This window comes from Nocardioides sp. LML1-1-1.1, from assembly GCF_040676175.1.
GTDB lineage: Bacteria > Actinomycetota > Actinomycetes > Propionibacteriales > Nocardioidaceae > Nocardioides.
In genome coordinates, this window is the sequence record NZ_JBEGHK010000009.1 from 1 (window position 1) to 16,679 (window position 16,679).

The 16,679-nt window shown below is 69.5% G+C and carries 16 protein-coding genes and 1 pseudogene; 1 reads left to right on the forward strand and 16 read right to left on the reverse strand.

Features of this window, described 5'->3' with window-relative positions:
- Nucleotides 1-140: 140 nt before the first annotated feature.
- Nucleotides 141-431, forward strand: a pseudogene (locus tag MRBLML1_RS22495) (integrase core domain-containing protein); the annotation flags it as partial.
- A gap of 216 nt (nt 432-647) precedes the next feature.
- Here the strand turns inward: MRBLML1_RS22495 and MRBLML1_RS22500 are convergent.
- The 16 genes from MRBLML1_RS22500 to MRBLML1_RS22575 form a co-directional block, all read right to left on the reverse strand.
- Entirely contained in the window at nt 648-1,349 is a 702-nt protein-coding gene (locus MRBLML1_RS22500) for a helix-turn-helix domain-containing protein (RefSeq protein ID WP_364520330.1), read from the reverse strand.
- A gap of 5 nt (nt 1,350-1,354) precedes the next feature.
- Complete coding sequence (locus tag MRBLML1_RS22505) at nt 1,355-1,903, reverse strand: hypothetical protein (protein WP_364520332.1); 549 nt, start codon at nt 1,901-1,903, stop codon at nt 1,355-1,357.
- 164 nt (nt 1,904-2,067) lie between these two features.
- Nucleotides 2,068-3,543, reverse strand: a complete 1,476-nt coding sequence (locus MRBLML1_RS22510) for a type IV secretory system conjugative DNA transfer family protein (RefSeq protein ID WP_364520334.1) — start codon at nt 3,541-3,543, stop codon at nt 2,068-2,070.
- Nucleotides 3,544-3,574: 31 nt separating this feature from the next.
- A complete protein-coding gene (locus MRBLML1_RS22515; RefSeq protein ID WP_364520336.1) occupies nt 3,575-4,063 on the reverse strand; it encodes a hypothetical protein in 489 nt (162 codons plus the stop codon).
- 34 nt (nt 4,064-4,097) lie between these two features.
- Nucleotides 4,098-4,685 (reverse strand): ATP-binding protein, encoded by a 588-nt coding sequence (locus tag MRBLML1_RS22520; protein WP_364520338.1) that lies wholly within the window; start codon nt 4,683-4,685, stop codon nt 4,098-4,100.
- Between the two features lie 94 nt (nt 4,686-4,779).
- Complete coding sequence (locus tag MRBLML1_RS22525) at nt 4,780-7,449, reverse strand: endonuclease/exonuclease/phosphatase family protein (RefSeq protein ID WP_364520340.1); 2,670 nt, start codon at nt 7,447-7,449, stop codon at nt 4,780-4,782.
- A 69-nt stretch (nt 7,450-7,518) separates the two neighbouring features.
- Nucleotides 7,519-9,054 (reverse strand): ATP-binding protein, encoded by a 1,536-nt coding sequence (locus MRBLML1_RS22530; RefSeq protein ID WP_364520342.1) that lies wholly within the window; start codon nt 9,052-9,054, stop codon nt 7,519-7,521.
- A gap of 2 nt (nt 9,055-9,056) precedes the next feature.
- Complete coding sequence (locus MRBLML1_RS22535; protein WP_364520344.1) at nt 9,057-9,485, reverse strand: hypothetical protein; 429 nt, start codon at nt 9,483-9,485, stop codon at nt 9,057-9,059.
- A 105-nt stretch (nt 9,486-9,590) separates the two neighbouring features.
- A complete protein-coding gene (locus MRBLML1_RS22540) occupies nt 9,591-9,998 on the reverse strand; it encodes a hypothetical protein (protein WP_364520346.1) in 408 nt (135 codons plus the stop codon).
- 205 nt (nt 9,999-10,203) lie between these two features.
- Nucleotides 10,204-11,742 carry an SCO6880 family protein gene (locus MRBLML1_RS22545; protein WP_364520348.1) on the reverse strand — a complete coding sequence of 513 codons (1,539 nt, stop codon included), beginning with the start codon at nt 11,740-11,742 and terminating at the stop codon, nt 10,204-10,206.
- Complete coding sequence (locus MRBLML1_RS22550) at nt 11,739-13,220, reverse strand: hypothetical protein (protein WP_364520350.1); 1,482 nt, start codon at nt 13,218-13,220, stop codon at nt 11,739-11,741. Before MRBLML1_RS22550 ends, MRBLML1_RS22545 begins: the two co-directional genes overlap by 4 nt.
- On the reverse strand, nt 13,112-13,930 hold the full coding sequence (locus tag MRBLML1_RS22555) for a hypothetical protein (RefSeq protein ID WP_364520352.1): 819 nt from the start codon (nt 13,928-13,930) through the stop codon (nt 13,112-13,114). The genes MRBLML1_RS22550 and MRBLML1_RS22555 overlap by 109 nt, the downstream gene beginning before the upstream one ends.
- Before the next feature lies 1 nt (nt 13,931).
- Nucleotides 13,932-14,261: a hypothetical protein gene (locus MRBLML1_RS22560; RefSeq protein WP_179652860.1), complete on the reverse strand. Its 330-nt coding sequence runs from the start codon at nt 14,259-14,261 to the stop codon at nt 13,932-13,934.
- A gap of 18 nt (nt 14,262-14,279) precedes the next feature.
- The gene (locus MRBLML1_RS22565; RefSeq protein ID WP_364520355.1) at nt 14,280-15,209 is read right to left on the reverse strand and encodes a hypothetical protein; all 930 of its coding nucleotides are present in this window, start codon (nt 15,207-15,209) and stop codon (nt 14,280-14,282) included.
- Nucleotides 15,206-15,457 (reverse strand): hypothetical protein, encoded by a 252-nt coding sequence (locus MRBLML1_RS22570; RefSeq protein WP_364520357.1) that lies wholly within the window; start codon nt 15,455-15,457, stop codon nt 15,206-15,208. Before MRBLML1_RS22570 ends, MRBLML1_RS22565 begins: the two co-directional genes overlap by 4 nt.
- Before the next feature lie 75 nt (nt 15,458-15,532).
- The gene (locus MRBLML1_RS22575; RefSeq protein ID WP_364520359.1) at nt 15,533-16,420 is read right to left on the reverse strand and encodes a hypothetical protein; all 888 of its coding nucleotides are present in this window, start codon (nt 16,418-16,420) and stop codon (nt 15,533-15,535) included.
- Nucleotides 16,421-16,679 lie beyond the last annotated feature (259 nt).

A 16,679-nucleotide genomic window follows, 5' to 3' on the forward strand; every position in this document is an offset into this window, starting at 1 on the left:
ACAAGGCCATCGGTGGTTCTCCTTCAGTGCGTGACTTGGTCGTTTCACACCGAAGATCCCGCCGATGGCCGCCTACTTCACGCCACCACGCCGGTCCTCAAACCCCACCACTCCACGGGACTCTCCTCGAGGCTGTTGCGTCGGTCGGATCCAGAGGCGATTCCTATGACAACGCGATGGCCGAAGCGCTCAACTCGCTGTTCAAAGCCGAGTGCATCCGCAACCCCGCCATGCGCCCCAAAGGCGGCTGGAAGTCCGTCGGGGACGTCGAGATCGCGGTCGCCGAGTACGTCGACTGGTTCAACCACCGACGCCTTCACGGCGAGATCGGTCTCGTCCCGCCCGCCGAGTTCGAGGCCAGCCACTGGGCCAACGGAATCGTCACCGGCTACGTTGAAACACCCGTCCCGACCGGGGCTGGTTCCAAGTAACCGAGCCTCCACGAAACCCGGGGCGATTCATGGTCTTCGAGCCAGACCGCTTTGCGGTTGTAGTTGATCCAGCAGCCGTTTTGCGGTGCCGAGCGGCCGCCTTCCAGTGTCCCGCGGTCGCGGAGGCGATCGATGAGTGCGTCGGCCGCCATCCCGGCGCCCAGTGACCCCAGCAGTTGCTGTTGGTCCCGGCTCAGCATCGCGCTCGGCCCTGCACTACCTGGAGGGCGCGGCGGAGACCGCGAGCCGCTGGCCGTCCTCGTCCTGGTGGCGGCGGGCGGTGTCGTTGCGGGTCTGGTCGAGGGCGGCCAGCTGCAGCGTGGTGCTGCGTCCGCCGTCGGGGGCGGCGAGGTCCTCGGCGGGGATGCTGGTCGGGTCTGCGTAGTGCTCGTCGAGCTGGTCGACGATGCGGGCGCACACTGCGTTGAGTCGGGGGTTGTTCACGACCTTGTTCTGGGCGTACATGACGCTGGTGTGGTCCTTGCCGAAGTAGGTCGCGATCGCCGGCAGGGTCAGGCCGCCGCGGCGTGCCGCGGTCATGGCCACGGCTCGGGCGTCGCTCACCGCCCGGTGGCGGTCGGCGCTGAGGACGGCGTCGCGGGTGATGCCGAAGGATTGCGCGGCTGTGGCGATCGCGATCGCGCAGATGCCGTCGGGGCCGACGTCGGCCATCTCGCCGGTGGCGGTCTCGGCGGCGTTGACCTGGGTGGCCAGTGCGATCGCGAGCGACCGCAGCTGCTCGGCGTTCATCTGGTCCAGCGTGCGCTCGACGGCGGCCTGATTCGCGTTAGCGACTAGCGCGGCGAACGCCGCCGCCTGCTTGGCGGTGAGCCCACCATCATCGGGCGCTTCGGCGAGCTGGTCCTGCTGGTCGTCGACGAGCCGAAGCCGTCGGCTGTTGTTGTCTGGAGTGGCCATCGCGGCTACCACCTTTCGTGAAGGTCGTCGTGGTCGGGTCTGGCTTCGCCGGCCTCGCCGATGACCGCGGCCAGCTCGCCGGCGCGCTCAACGTCGTCTCGGTAGTGCTGCTTGCGGCCACGGCGCACCGGGGTGGAGGCGTGGCTCTCGTCGCGTTCGCGGCGGGGCCGGGGCTGGTGCTTGCTTGGCTGGCAGCCGTCGCCGAGCCGGTCACGTAGCCGCTCGAGGAAGCCGGGCAGCCCGTAGCGGTGCCAGTCCTCCAGCGCGGCCGGGGTGACGGCAAAGCTGGTGTAGTAGCGGCTGCAGGCGAGCACCGCGAGGTCGTGCACCAGGTGCGGGTGAGCGGGCCAGCACTCGGGGATCCCGGGGCGGGTCACGTTCCACAGGTGCTGCTCGTTGACCCACATCGCGACCAGGTCCAGCCACGCCCACAGCTCGGTGCGCATCAGCCCGGTGCACGTGGCTGGGTCCCACGGCCGCGGCATCTGCGCGAGCTCGCGCAGCTCTTCCTCATCGGCTGGAGGCTCGACGGTGGCCTGCTGCAGCTGCTCCATCGCCGTGCGGATCGTGGGGCCGGGTTCGGGGAACGGTCGCACCATCAGTCCGACCAGTGGCATCATCCCGTTGCCGTTCGGTGCGGCGGCCCCACCAGCTGCGCGGGAGGCGACCTGAGAGGGGTGCCCAGTGAACCCTTGTGTCGTCATCGGCTTCTCCTCGCCTACTTGGGCATCCCGAGCCGCTGCCGGGTCCGGGACACCGGCTCGGTCGGCGGCGTCGGTCCGGTGGTCACCGGGTGGATGGGCAGCTGCGTCCCCGGGGCAGGGCCGCGGGCCGCGAGCCGGGCACGCTTCTGCGCGGCGAGAAGCTCCTTGCCGCGCTTCCCGTCAATGCAGCGGTGCAGGTTCGCGATGATCGGGTCGTACATCTCGGCCAGCACGAGCGCCTTGCGCTGCTCGATGCGTCGCAGTTCGGCCGGCTCGAGGATCGGCACCCGCCGCTGGTCGTAGGACCGGTCCATCACCCCGAACAGCTCGTGGCCGCGCGCCGAGTACCGGGTTTCGGTGTGGCTGGTGAACCCGATCAGGTCGGACAGCTCCTTGTAGAAGCCGATGTCCTTGCCGCCACCGAAGACCACCAGGTTGTTTGATAGCCCGTAGATGGTGCGCGCCTCGTCCTCCCCGTAGCAGACCACGAACTGCCGCCATGTCTGGGCGGCGAGGATGAAGGAGAGCCCGAGCGCGCGCTCGTTGGCCATCCGGGTCGACAGCGTCGGGATGGGCGCTGTCGACGGGAGCTCGTCGAGACAGGCCAGGAACGGTGGGCACAGCCGCCCGTGCGGTGAGGTCTCCCCCAGCCGCTTGGCGGTGTCCAGGATCTGCTCGGTGACCGCCGTCATCAGCGGCGAGGCACTGGCGTACGGGTCGTCGCGGCCCAGCAGGTAGATAGTGCCGCCGTCCCGGATGAGGGCCTCGAGGTCGGTGGCCGGGCGGGTCGCGGAGGGAACGCAGCGTTCCCGGATCGAGCGCTGGAAGAACAGCGCCATCGCCTGCTGGACGGTCGTGATCGTGTTGCCGGCGGTCCTCTCGTCGCCGTACAGGGCTCCGCGCAGCAGCCCGTCCCACAGCGGCTCCGTGGCGGGGTGGGTACGCAGGATCTCCTCGGCCTGCGGGTACTCGCGCGGGCTGGAGACCCACATCAGCACCTCTTCCAAGCTGATGCCGGCGATCGCCGCGGCGTGGAAGTACGCCTGAAGGACCTTCGCGCACTCGCCGGCGTAGAACCGGGCGGCCTGGTCGGAGGACTGCGACGTCGCGCCCTTGATGGTTCCGTTCGCGAATGCCTTCGCCCGACGTTCCGCGAGCATCGCGTCCTCGCAGCCCGCGATGCAGTCCCACACCAACTCCGGGGTGCCGGGTGCGGCGTTGAACGGGTCCAACACGGCCACGGGACCGAGCTTCTGGCGGGCCTCCAGGGTGAGGAACAGGTCCTCGGGCTTGGTCAGGGTCACCAGCGCGGCACCGGGCGCATCGAGAAGTGCAGGCACCAGCAGGTCGAGGGTCTTGCCCGAACCCTGCGGGCCGATTACGCAGGTGGTCCGGTCGAAGGGCACCCACAATTCGGGTCCGCTGCGTCCGGCCTGGCCGAGTCGCCAGCCGACGTCGTGGGGCTTCACGTGCTTAAGGGCGGTGGTCACGTCGGGGATCCTCTCTGTTGTCGGGGGCCGGCTACTTGGTGCCGACGGGGGTCCGTCGGCCGGAGCGGGCGTAGAGGTCGGGTCGGATCACCGCGGCGCTCTTGCGCAGCCGCGGCACCCCGAGCGCCTCCGCGGCCTGCGTCGGGGTGGCCAGGCCGTGCCGGGAACCGGCGCCGGTCAGGTCGCGCATCCACATCCCGACCACGACGCCGGCGCCGAGAACCAACCCCTCGCCGAGGAGCGTGAGCACCCACATCACCGCATCCGAAGGCAGGGCAGCGGCGACGCCGCGGGGCAGCCCCGCACCGAAGTGGCCGTGCAGCAGACCGCCGTAGGCGTCGAGGAGCTGCCCGTTCGGCAACGCGAAGTCCCCCGAGGTGGCCCCCGCGACGACGCCCTGGACGACCAGCGGAGTGACCAGAAGGAAGAACAGGCCGGCCAGGAGGACGGCCACCGTGAACTCTCCCGCCGTCGGGGCGACGTTGGTGAACCGGGCTCGCCGGGACCGTTCCATGCTCATGAGACTTCCTCTCGGGAGGTAGTTGTGGTGGGGGTCATCGCGCAGCCGCCAACCACGCGCCTGCCGGTGCCTGCCAGCGATGGCACGGGAAGTCGATCGGCCCCCGCTGATCCGGGATGACTGCGACCGTGCCCATGGGCCAGTCCAGGCGCCCCTGCCCGTCAAGGACCGCCGCCTCGGCCGGGTCCGCGTGATCGGGGCGGACCAGGCCCAGGCATGCGATGTCGGCGGCGAGCAGTGCGCGACCCGCCAGGCTGTTGCCGCCGTGAGAGGTCAGGACCGTTCGTGCCCGGCCCACAGGCAGCAGGTCGAGACGGTCGTCGTCGAGCAGGTCCATGTCGTCGACCACGACCAGACAGGCTCCCGGACGGCAGTCGCGGCCGATCGGTTCGTCCAGCCGGTCGGGGTGCGCCGGCTCGCAGCGCAGGTCTGCCCACTCGCTGGGCGCTTGGGCGTACACGTGGGCGTGCCGCCGGGTGTTCGCCAGCCACCACCGGGTGAGGTAGCGCGCGGTGGTGGTCTTGCCTCGGCCGACGTCGCCGACCAGCAGCAGCGGCCGGGCGCTGCTGGTGTCGAACCCGGCGGCCTGGCCGTCAACTGTGGTGCCGATGCGTACGTCCATGCTTGGAAAGGCAACTCAGGGCGGCGTCGATCGGACACCGCAGAGCGACCGATTTCGACTTTTTGGTGGCGATCGCCTGTTGTTGGGTAGCGGCTTACGCGGCCGCGGCCGGCATCCCGCCGAGGTCGAAGGCCTGCTTGGGCAGCGCCCAGGTGACCGAGCCGCCGGGTGTGTGGACGTCGGCGAAGCCGACGCAGCCGTAGACGCCTTTCGCGCTGCAGCCATAGTCGTTGCCGAAGATCTTGCCGCCGCCCACGTAGATCGCCACGTGGCCGACGCCGTTGCCGGTGTTGTAGGAGACCACGGCGCCCACGGGCGGGAGCGGGTCGAGGCCCGTGCCGTGGGACTGGGCCAGTCCGGCGTTGATGATGCCTTGGGCGACGTCCTGCCCGTTGCCGTAGCCGCGTCCGACGCCGGGTCCTCCGTAGAGCGCGTCGACGACCTTGGGGCACTGGTTGTCGTACGTGCAGGGCGCACCCCTGGTCCACGACAGCGCACACAGGCCGTTGGGGGTGTTCATCATGGCGTCGAGGCGGGTCTTGAGTGCGGCCGAGAGCTCGCCGGCGACCTGGATCGGTGAGGCGGAGCAGCTGGTGCTGGCGATGTTTGTGGTGCCGCCGCCGGTGGCCGCGACTGCCTGGCGGGCGACGGCGAGGTATTGGTGGTAGTCCTGCTTCTCGAACGGGATCCAGTCGGCGAACTTGGCTTCTCCTGCCCCGGGTCGCGCGGAGTAGAGCGCGAAGGCGTACTTGGCGTTGAGGAGCGGGTCGAAGATGTCGGCCTGCGTGTTCCAGCCGGGCACCTTGCCCTTGTGTTGCGCGGAGATCTGCCACAACCCGAAGTGAGTTCCGTTGGTGGCCTGCGGATTCCAGGTCGACTCCACGCGGGCGATGGCCACCGCGGTGACCAGGTCCTCGCCGCGGAAGCCGGCCTGGTAGGCGGCCGAGGCTGCAACCTTGGCGGCGTCCAGGGTGCCGGTCGCCGCGACGGGCTGGAGCAGCACCGTGCTCAGGCTCCCGGAGGTGGGGCAAGGCGGGCAGCCGGCCGGGGTGGTTCCGCCGGGTGCGTTGCCGGGGGCGTTGCCGGGGCCGGCGCCGTTCATGGCCATGCGTGTGAACAGAGCGGGGTGATCGGAGTGGACGGCGGCCTTGCTGATCTCCCAGGTCTTGGTGACCTTCATCGGGGCGGCGTAGAAGTTGTAGATGACGCCGGAGTCCTTGGTGTACCGGTAGCCGGCCGCCGCCATCCGGGGCGCGGCCGCGTTGGGCCCGTCGTTGGGATGAGAGTTCATGTCGCCACCCATCAGCACCGGTCCGTACGGCGCCAGGACACCGACCAGGTCAATCAGGTAGTCCATGCCGAGGCCGTACTGCTCGGCGCGGCTCATCGGCGGGTTCCCCCACTGGCGGGGGAACCGATAGGCGTTGGTCATGTGGTGGGTTGCGATGACGGAGATGACCGCGCCGTCGGAGCGCTGGAAGATGCCCCAGGTGGCGAACCGGTCCCACAGCTTGTTCTTGCCCTGGAAGACGGTGTGGTCGTCGTCGACGATCTTGATGCGACCGCCGTCGAGCATGGTCCAGGTGTCGGAGCGCCACATGATGGCGCTCCCCATGGCCTGCCCCGCATCGTTCTTGTCCGCCGGCTGCTTCTCGCGGTAGGCGTCGTAGCCGGGTGCGGCGGCCCGCATCTGTGACAGCGGGACGTCCTCGACCTCGTTGAGGGTGATGAAGTCAGGCGACGGGCCGGCGAGGGCGCGGATGCCCGGTGTCGCCCCGGACCGGAGCTTGATGTTCGCGTTCGCGACCAAGACATTGCCGTTGACCGGGCCACCCGGTGTGGCCGTGATGCCGGTGGGCATGACACCGAGCCCGGGCGCGCTGCCTCCGGGCTGGCCAGGGGTAGAGCCGGCGAGCTGCACGCGGGAGTGCACGAACGGATGGTCGGTGTACTTGTGCGCCCTGTCGTTGGTGCTCTGGTCGACGACGGTCCCGGAGAAGGTGACGGCAGGGCTCCCCATGATCCAGTCGATCTGGTGGTTGCTGGGGTTGGCAGCTGACCAGCCCGACGCCAGAGACAGGAACAGCCGCTTGAACCTGGCCTGGTCGTTCATGTCGCCGGTCAGGAACAACGGGGTGCTGGGCTCGGCGGTCTGCAGCCGCAGTAGTGCCTGCGCCTCGGCACGCACGGCCTGATCGCGCATCGCGTCAGTTCCGCCCACCGCGCCGGCCGGGTTGTGGGTGTTGAGGACCCAGATCGACCCGAGGCCCGCGGTGGAGGTGAACCGAGCCATCGGGATCTGGATCATCGGTCCGCCGTAGCGAATCGACACGTAGCGGACCTCGTCCAGCTTCCAGGCGGAGGGCTGGTACGCGATGGCGTTCACGGTCGAGGCGTGCGGGCCACCATGCTTGCCCTTCACGATCGCCCAAGCGCCGTCGGTGGCCTCGAGGAAGGCCTGTGCCTGCGGCGGCTCGAACTCCTGGAATCCGATGATCGAGGCACCGGAGGCGCCGATCTTGGTCACCATGTTCGGCACGCGCTCGCCGTATGGCCGCTCACCCGGGTGGGGGTTCTTCTTGTAGTGCGACGCCCCCCGCCAGTTCAGTGTGCCGATCCCGAACGATCCACCTGCACCCGAGCTGCCGGTGGTCGCGCACGCCGCGCGGACCGCCTCAATGTTCGCGCTCCCCATGCCCAACATGAGCAGCATCAGCGGCGCGATCATCACCAGCGGCAGGCCGAGGAGGACGCCCTTCTTCACGGCTTACGGCCTCCTCCGACAGGCGCCGAACGGGTGCCGTCGCGAAACCGTCAGAAATCCGGGGAACATTCACGCCGCCGGATCGATCGCGTCGTTGGTGTACGTGAGCCGCCGCTCCAGCGGGGTCAGCAGCGTCTGCACCTTGTAGCGCTGGTCGCCGACCATCCACAGGGCGCGTCCCTTCTCCTGCATCGCCCAGTTGGTGATCACGCTTTGCTGCATCTCCGAGAGCCCCATCAGGCGGCCGAGCTCGTCGGCGACAGACTCGTCCTGGCCCATCAGGATGCGGACGTCGGAGAGGTTGAGCAGGTCCTTGGCGATCTGGGCGGCCTGGCTGCCTTGGTCGCCGGCCGAGAGCGGGTCGGACGGCTTGTGGTAGGTCACCAGCTGGATGTCACCTTCGGTGCGGGAGAGCCGCAGGTTGGCGTCGAGCGCCATCACCGCGTCCAGCGACAGGCGGGTTTGCAGCCACGCCTCGTCACGCAGCACGATCCGGCGATCCCCCGCCGACGCGGTCTCCCGCATGCCCTGACCCCAGGAGTTGAGGCACATCAGCGCGATGCCCACGGCGACCTTGTTGCCGGTCTCGTGCAGCGAGCGCAGCGACAGCGTCTGGATCGGCGCACGCCAGTCGGGGTTGAAGGTCGACTCGGTGTCGAACATGCCCTGCAGCGATCCCTCGCAGAGGGCACCCAGCGCGTCGCGCAGCGGCCGGGTGCCGTTGTAGAACGCCTGAGGGCTCTCGTAGCGGCAGTCGTCGACCAGCTCCTTGGTGGGCGAATCCAGTGCCGCCCACACCTGCGGGATGGTGACCGGCTTGAGCCGGGAGGCACCCACAGACCAGCCGGTCAGGTGCCGCAGCACCTTGTTGATCACCCGCTCCTCGGTCGGAGTGAACGTCACGCCTTGGGAGCCGATCAGGCCCCGGATCAGAAACAGCCAGCGGTTGAAGATCACGTTCGCGCGGCGGTGCTGCTCCTCGCAGGACTGCTTCTCCCAGTCCACGCCGAGAGGGCCGAGGTCGAGCGGGTTGATCCGGCCCGCGAGACCGGGGCCGATGCGGAACGGGTCGACGCCGAGGAACCGGGCCAGGTCCTCGTACTCGTCCTTGACGTCGCCGAGCACCAGAGACCGGTAGCCGTAGCGGATCATCCGGAGCATGAACGCCTTGACGGTCGCGGACTTCCCGCGGCCGGGCTTGCCGAAGATGAAGATGTTGGGGTTTGTGACCGGGATCGAGTCGTCGAGCACCCAGCCCATCGGGTCGCAGTAGAACTTGCCACCCGAGAGCACGTCGTAGCCCATCTCGGCGCCCCAGGGAGGGAGCCCGTCACCGGAGATCAGCGGCCACAGGACCGGGGTCTCCTCAGATGTCATCTGGTAGCCGGCCAGCGGCGGCATCGTGGCCGCCCACCCATGCCCCATCCGGCGTACGCCGTTGGCCTTGACCGAGCCGGGGAACAGCTTCTCCGCCGGCGGCTCCGCGACCGGCGCCGCCTTGCGTGGCATCGTGGTCCCGAAGTCCGACAGCAGGTCGTCGATCGTCCGCGATGCCGGCCTCGCGTTCTTCGCACCGCCACGAGAACGGGTCTTGGTCGCCACCACGCTCACCACTTCTCCGTGCCGTCGTTCGGTGAGCTGGAGGTCGCAGACCCCAACGCGAGCGGATCGAGCGTCACGTCGTTGACCGTGGAGAAGTCGAACGGCTCTACGGCCGCCGCTTCGTCGAGGACCACCACGGGCCGTCCCGAGAACCGCAGTGCGTCCATGTAGAGCCACCGCATCAGTGCGGTCTTGCTGCCGTCCTGCCGCAGCCAGCTCTTCGATACGCAGACGGCGCTCTGGCCGCGGCCGAGCTGGCCGAGCATCGCCATCTGCGGGCTTTGGATCAGCGCTTGGCCGGCCAGGCGCGGAGGCTGCCCCCACATCTGCGACGCGGGCGCGGTGGACACGGGGCGCGTGGTCGCCAGCTCGTGCAGGCGACCAACCAGCGGCGGTTGCGACGTCCGGGTGCGGTTACTCGATCGCGGCAACACGGGTGACTCCTTCGACAGGGCGGATTGGTGCTCCATGCCCGGAGAAGCAACAGCCCGGCCGCCAGATCGGACATCTGGCGGCCGGGCTCTTTGGGAACGCGGTGTTCAGCAGGACAGCAGGTAGTCGAAGCGGTACTTGAAGACGACGACCCGGGTGCCCTTGTAATGCGTCCTGGTCACACCCGAGAGGTGGTGGTCCCCGACTGTGCACTCGGATGCCTCGAGCCGCTTGTTGAGCCGCCCCTGGCGGTCCGTCATCGCGCGATAGGTTCTCTTGGACCAGCCCTTGCGGACCTTGCAGCCCTGGTACTTCGCGACCATCCCGTCTCGCCCGTAGGGGTGCTCCCAGAGGTTGTCGAACACGACCATCCGACACCCCATGTCCTCGACCGGGGTTGCCGCGGCAGCCTGCGACCCACCACCGACGACGGTCACCGCCGCACACACGAGCGCGAGGAGAGTGAGGCGGGCAGCCGGGCGCGCTCGGGCGGGCCCCGCAGAACTGTTGCTCATGGTGTCTCTTCCTTTCGTCGGCGCCCCGCACGGCTCGGCAGGGCGGACTTGGTTTAGGGCGGGCGACAGGTTGTGCGCGGGCGGGGACTGCGTGGTGACGCCCACCGCTCTTCCGTCTGCCTGGAGAAGCAACAGCCCGGTCGCCAGATCGGACATCTGGCGACCGGGCTGTTTCAGGCCGGGCCGGGTCTGCGCGCTTCTCGGGTTAGCGGCGCTTCTTCGGTAGGCCTGCCCCCAGCGGGATCGCGGACACCGCGAACGCCGCGTCGTGTGCCCCGTCCAGAGGGAGTGGGGTGAAGCCGCTGATACGGATTGAGGCGTCGAGACGACGGCCGAAGTCCTGCACGTTCCACCCGGCAGGAACCGTGACTGAGACTGCCGAGGACACCTTGACCAGCGAGCGACCCATCTCGAGCTTCTCGTCACGCTCGTGCAGCTTGCCGACCGACTGGCGGTCCTTGGCTCGCTCGACCTTGCCAGCCTTCTCCCGCAGCGTGCCGGCCATCACTGCTGACATCTGTGCCCGGCCGGTGGACCTGTCGGCCGCCTGCTGCGAGACCGGCCGGTAGAACACCGTCAGTGCGCGCCGCTCGCCGGGCTGGGAGGGGACCAGCACCCGCGCCAGCGCACCCATCCTGGCGCCCTTGCGGGGAAGAAGGATGGTGGAGGAGATCGACTCCCACTCCCCGTGCCGGTAGGACCGCATTGCGGTCGACGCGTTCGTGGGACCGGCGGCGCCAAGCGGGACACCGGCCGCGATCGACGGGTCGTCACGGTGATGGATCGCCGCGTCCGCGAGCGCCGGCGCATCACCGGGCTCGAAGCCGGTGCGGATCGCCACGGCGAGCTCGGAGCTATCGAGCCAGTTCACCCGCGTGCAGCCGATCGATCCGGTCAGCCGGGCTTCGACCTCGGCCAGCACGGAGTACAGGATCCTCGCCCGGCCCATCACGCCGCGGCCGGCGCGCTTGGCGTCCTTGTTGATGACGTCTTCTCGAACCACCACGGTCACGAACGCCTCGCGGCGCACCGCCGCGCCGGCAGTCATCGCCTCCAGTTGGGCATTGACCCGGGCCGAAACCTCCGGCTCGTCGGGTCGCGCGTTGTGACGCACCCACTCGTCGCGCTCGGTGCCGTCGTCGGGGATGGTGCGGACCTGCACCACGACCAGGTCGATCTGGTTGCCAGCGGTTGCGGCCTCCATCATCTCGGTGAGGCCGGCTCCCATGCGGAACCGGTCTGCGTCGTCGCTCATCCCGATGCCCGGGTGGACGACCCGCGCGGTGGCCGCCCACGTGCGGGTTGCGTGGTTCTGGATGATCGCGGGGCGCGCGGTCTGCCCGGTCATCGGCGGGCCGTCGTGGATCTGGATGCTGGACAGGATGCCGGGCAGGTCCGCCTCGCCTGCCTCGCCGTTGTCCTCCTCGTCGTCCTCGTCGCCGAGGTCGAGGTCGCCGGCGGCAGCCTTGGACTGGAACCGGGACCAGCCGAACGCCGCGCCGACCAGGTGCCGGAACAGGACGCCGATCCACTGGAATGCCGAGTGGCCTCGGATCGGTAGGCAGGTCAGTAGCGCAACCAGGCCCCACATCGGGACGAGGCCCAGCAGCGCGAGCCACTGCCCGATGGCGATCGCCATCCAGGTCGGGAACCCGGCGGCCAGCACCAGGAAGAACTGGGGTCCGGTCAGGCCGAAGAGCCAGGCCTGCCGGTCACGGGTTGCGGATGCTCCGTAGACGCTCATGCGACGAACGCTCCGTCCTCAACTGCGGCCTGGGCCTCGGGTGGGATGTCGTTGGCGACGCCGTCGCCGTTGGTGTCGTTGAACGGCCGACGCTGCTGGCCGTGCTGTCCTTGACGCTTCTGCTTGGGGGTGTGGTCGGTCGGGTAGTAGCCCTGGTTGCCGATTCCGGCCTGGCCGAGCACGTCGACACTCATCGAGGCGCCGGCCTGGGCGACCTTCCCGGTCTTCTCCATGGCACCACCGACGACCCCGCCGACCTTGCCGCCGAACTTCTTGAACCCCGAGGACTGGAACCTGTTCGCGGTCTCGGCATCAGCACCGTTCTCCGAGGTCGTGCGGCCGTCCGAGGCGGTCTCGCTCGCGGCACCGGATCCGGACGCCTGGGCGCCGGCGCCCTTGCCCTTCAACAGTCCGGCGACGCCGCCGTTGGCGTCCATCGTCGAGCGGAACGAGGCACCCGACGCGGTGCCGGGGTCGACGAAGGCCAGCATCCGGAACAACACCAGCGGCATGAAGCAGGCCACCAGCATGATGATCGACCCGACCACTGACATGCCGATGTTCTCTGACGTCGAACTGAAGTGCAGCGGATTGTCGCCGAGGCCCTGCTCCTGGCCGTCGGGCATGCCGGCCCACGCGAACTGCGTGCCCATCCCCACCACCAGCGCCAGGAGGGGCTCCATCAGCACGCAGGCCATGAACCAGCGGATCGACTTCCACATCCACGACTTGGTGCCCTCCGACAACGCTCCCGCCGCCGACATCGGCATGGTGGCCACCAGGATCAGCAGCGCCGCCGAGCGCACCATCATGATCACCATGTGACCGAAGGACGCCGGGATCAGGATGAACAGCGCACAGATCCCGAGCGTCGCTGCCTGTGTCGTGCCCGAGACGCGGTCGACGAACCCGTCGCCGGCCGCGTAGCCGGAGAAGCTGTCCACGCCGAGCAGGGTGTCCAAGATGCCCTTGGTCAGCCCCGAGGCGGCGGCGATGAGCCCCGCGCTCACGGTGATCCAGCAGGACAGGACTGCGCCGTACTGGACCACTCCCGCGGCGAGGGTGCCGAAACCGCGGCCGTCCTGCCGGAGGACCGCCAGCCCGATCTGGCCGAACGCCATCACCAGGGCGATCACCAAGGCGATCCACAAGGTGACGGAGTAGAGCTTGGCCAGGTCCGGGTCGGCGACGTTGGGGGTGAAGTTGTCGATCAGTCCGAAGGCGGTCTTGAGCAGCCACAGTGCGCCTGACCAGATCGACATCATCATCGAGGTGAACCCGTCGGCCAGGCCCTCCTTGGCCTTTTCCCCGAGCCAGTTCAAGGGGTTGAGATCGATCATCGGGACGATGCCCGCAATGGTCTGTGTGCTCATGACTGCGGGACCTCCAGCCACTGGTAGCCGGCGTCGAAGGAGGCCTGGGAGCCGGGCCACAACGACGGCGCCGGCGCCGGCTCCTCGCCCTCGCCGATCACCCACCGGTCGTCCTGCCACACCATGCGCTGGCAGTCGGCGGCCGCGACCTGCTGTGGCCGGCCCGACGCGGTGGTGGCGGTGATGATGAAGTCGATGCACGGGATGACGAAGTCGTCACCGACCGTGCCCTTGATGAATCCCATCTTCGGCTCTGCACCGATCGTGATGGTGTTCTGGGCGTCCGAGGACATTCCGGCCGACTCCAGGAGCGCGGCCAGGCCCTGCACACCCGACCAGCTCTCGGCCGTCGGACCGCCGGGCGCGGCCCACGCGGTGATGACCTCCTGGGCCACTCGGACCGACGCCGACGTCAGCGCGGTCGTGTCGATCGCGGCGAGCTGGGCCAGAGCGCCCTCCGGGGTGTGCGGGAACCCGGTCGCAACACCGACCTCCCCCACCTCCATTGGTGCCGGAATCTCGATCGTGCCGGTCTCGCCCGACGACAGGCTTCCGGGTTGCGCGGCCTCCAGGGGCGCGTCGGGCAGCTGCTTGTCGGCGAGCTGGTCCTGGGCGGACACAGCCGAATCGGACCCGGTTCCGTCTCCGGATGACGAGCCGGTGAGCATGCTGACCACCGACCACACGCCGCCCGCCGCCATGGCGAGGACGACGACGGCAGCGATCCCCAGCAGGATCTGCAGCCTGCGGCGGGTCCACTCGGTGTCGGGGTCAACCAGCTTTGCCTGGTAGACGTGTCGGGTCCGGTCGAACATGTCAGCAGCCGTTCCCGACGATGCCGTTGAGGATGGCGTAGATGCAGACGAACGCGATCGCGCCGATCACGGTCCAGAACAGCCCCGAGGCGCCGATCTGAGCGGCCCGGCCCATCTGGCCGAACTTCCCCACGATCAGTGCGCCCGACGAGGCGAAGCCGGCGCCGATGATGATGGCGATCACGCCGTACTTGACCCAGCCGAGGATGTCGTTGACGTACGGCTTGACGCCGGTCGGGGCCTGGGCGCAGACGTCGCCGACACCCTCGGCCCTGATGTGTCCCGCGGCCGCGATCTGGGTGGCGACCTCCGAGATGGTCTCGATGATCATCTTCTTCTCTCTTTCCTTTCAGGTCCGGTTCGCGGTCAGCGGGCCGGTGATGGTGGTGATCCGCTCCAGCAGGCGCTGGGAGGGGCTTGTGAGCTGCTTGGGCAGCGGGTCCGGGCCCAGGCCCGGCAGGGCCTTGGCGGGCAGCAACGGCATGAACAGGACGGCCTCCTGCTGGCGCGCTGTGCGCAGCAGCCGGCCGGCGGCCGCGAACTCGCGGTCGCTCCAGCGGTCTGCACCCACGACGACGACCACGACCCCGCCGCGGCCGAGCTGGTCCTCGACGTCGGCCAGCGCCGCCTCGGTCTGGCTCAATGCCAGACCGTGCGGCCGGGTCACCAGGACCTCTGCGCGTGCCGGCGTCGTGGCGACCCAAGAGCCCGCCCCGGAAGCGGCGAGCTCACGCATGGACCATCCGGCGTCCAGAACCGTTAGGTCGACGCCATCCACCGACCGCGGGCGGGGCACCTCAGCAAGGACTCTTACTGGGTCCTCGACACGGTCGATCAGTACGCCGTCGCCGCGGCGGCCGCGGCGCCAGCCCTCGGCGGCGCCGAGCTCGGTGACAGTGGCGCCCAGCAGTCCCGACCAGGCCGGGGCTGCGGCATCAAGTACGCGGGTGCGGATACCTGCGGCGTCTGCGGCATCGGCCAGGGCCAGGGCGATCGTCGAGGCCCCGGCGCCAGCGTTGGCGGCACGCACCCGCACCAGCGAGCCCGTCGACACCGTCGCCGCGGCGGCCTCGTCCGGCGTGCGGTCGGTGCCTCGGGGGGCCCGATCCCGATTCTCGGCCGCTGGCGGGGGCGCCGCGATCGCCTGCGGGTCCTGGTCCTCGGCCGCGTCCGGTGTCGCGGTTCGCGGGGCCGTAGTGGAGAACGTGCCGGCTGCCAGTGCGGCAGCTGCGGCCTGGAGCTCACGCGTGGAGTAGCGGGGCACGGTGCTGGTGCTCATCGGGCCGCCTCGATCCGTGCCGCCGCCCGGAGCCGCAGCGCCTCACGGAGAACGGCGGCAGGGGTGTTGCGGAGCACTTCGCGTGCCTCCGCGGCCTCTTCGGCGTCGGCGCGCAGGCGCGCAATCATCCGCTCGATGTCGGACAGCGCGTGGTCGACGCTGTGGTCGGCCACCACGTCCAGCAGCTGCGCGACGACCTCAGGGGTCGGCTCGGAGTCAGTGAGTGCGGTGGGTGCCTGCTCGCTCATGTTTGGAGAAGCAACCGCGCCCTGTCCGGATCGGACAGGGCGCCGGAAATTCTTCGAGAATGCAGACTGAGGTCTTCAGGCGATGGCGGCCAGGTACTTCGGGGCGGCGTCGCGCAGCCGCGCGGCGGTGCGGTCGCGTCGGCGTCGGATCGTCCGCATCGCGACGCCGTGGCGCTCGCCGACGACCCGCTGGGCCTGTTCACGGGGCATGCCGTCGTTCTCGGCGGCGAGGAGCTCGACGAGGAGGTCGATCTCGTCGGTGTCGATGACGCCGACCTCGCGCGCCCAGGTGAGCAGATCGGCCAGGTCCTCGACGGGGTCCTCGACCTCCGGGACCGTGAGGACCGCGTCGCGGACCAGGTTGACCGGGCCCGACCCGGGATCGCTGCCGATCCCCAACGAGTTCATCCGCTCGGACCGCGCTTCCAGAGACGTCGTGTCGACCCGGGAGACCATTCCGGCGGCCGGGCGGCTGAGGCGCTGGCGGGCGCGTCGCAGCAGGTACGTGGCGGCGTGGCAGCCCATCTGCGGCTCGGCTCCCTTGACCTCCTCCCACACCGTGGCGTTGACGTCGTCGATCTCGCACACGTCGGTCAGGGTCATCGCCACCCGGTTCACGCCCTCCTCGAGCAGCACCGCCACGGCCAGCGCTGCGTCGTCGTCATCGCCTCCGCGGCGGGACCCGAGGGCGGTCAGGCCGGCGACGACTTGGTAGCAGCGCTCATCGCGTCGACGCCATCCTTCCCGGGCCTCCTCGAGGCTGGTGAACCCGGCCAGACGGGGTTCGACCTGCTGCCACTCGGCCCACTTCCCGGAGCGCTCCAGGCTGCTGATGACCGAAGTGGCCAGCGCGCTTTGTGCCCTGCGGCGCTGGTGGTGGGCGTCGCTCCAGGACGGGCCAGGAGCCGTGGTGCGAGTTGGGGCGCCGATGGTGACTTCGTGGGCGGGGTGACTGGCAGACATGGCGGTCCTCCGAGAGAGGCGATCAGGACGCGCCTACTGCAGAGCCGACCCCTCACCACCTCGCTCACCACAGCGCTCACCCCACGCGCTGACCGGCCCGATGACCGCTCACCAACCCGCTCACCAATCGCAAAACCGCAGGTCAGAGCCGGTGAGCCGGCTCACCAGACCCTTCGGAGAAAAAGTCAAAAAAGTTCGTCCGAACGGGTTGCGGATACCCCGTGGACGACCCGAAAACGGGCTTCGGCCCTGTCCCACC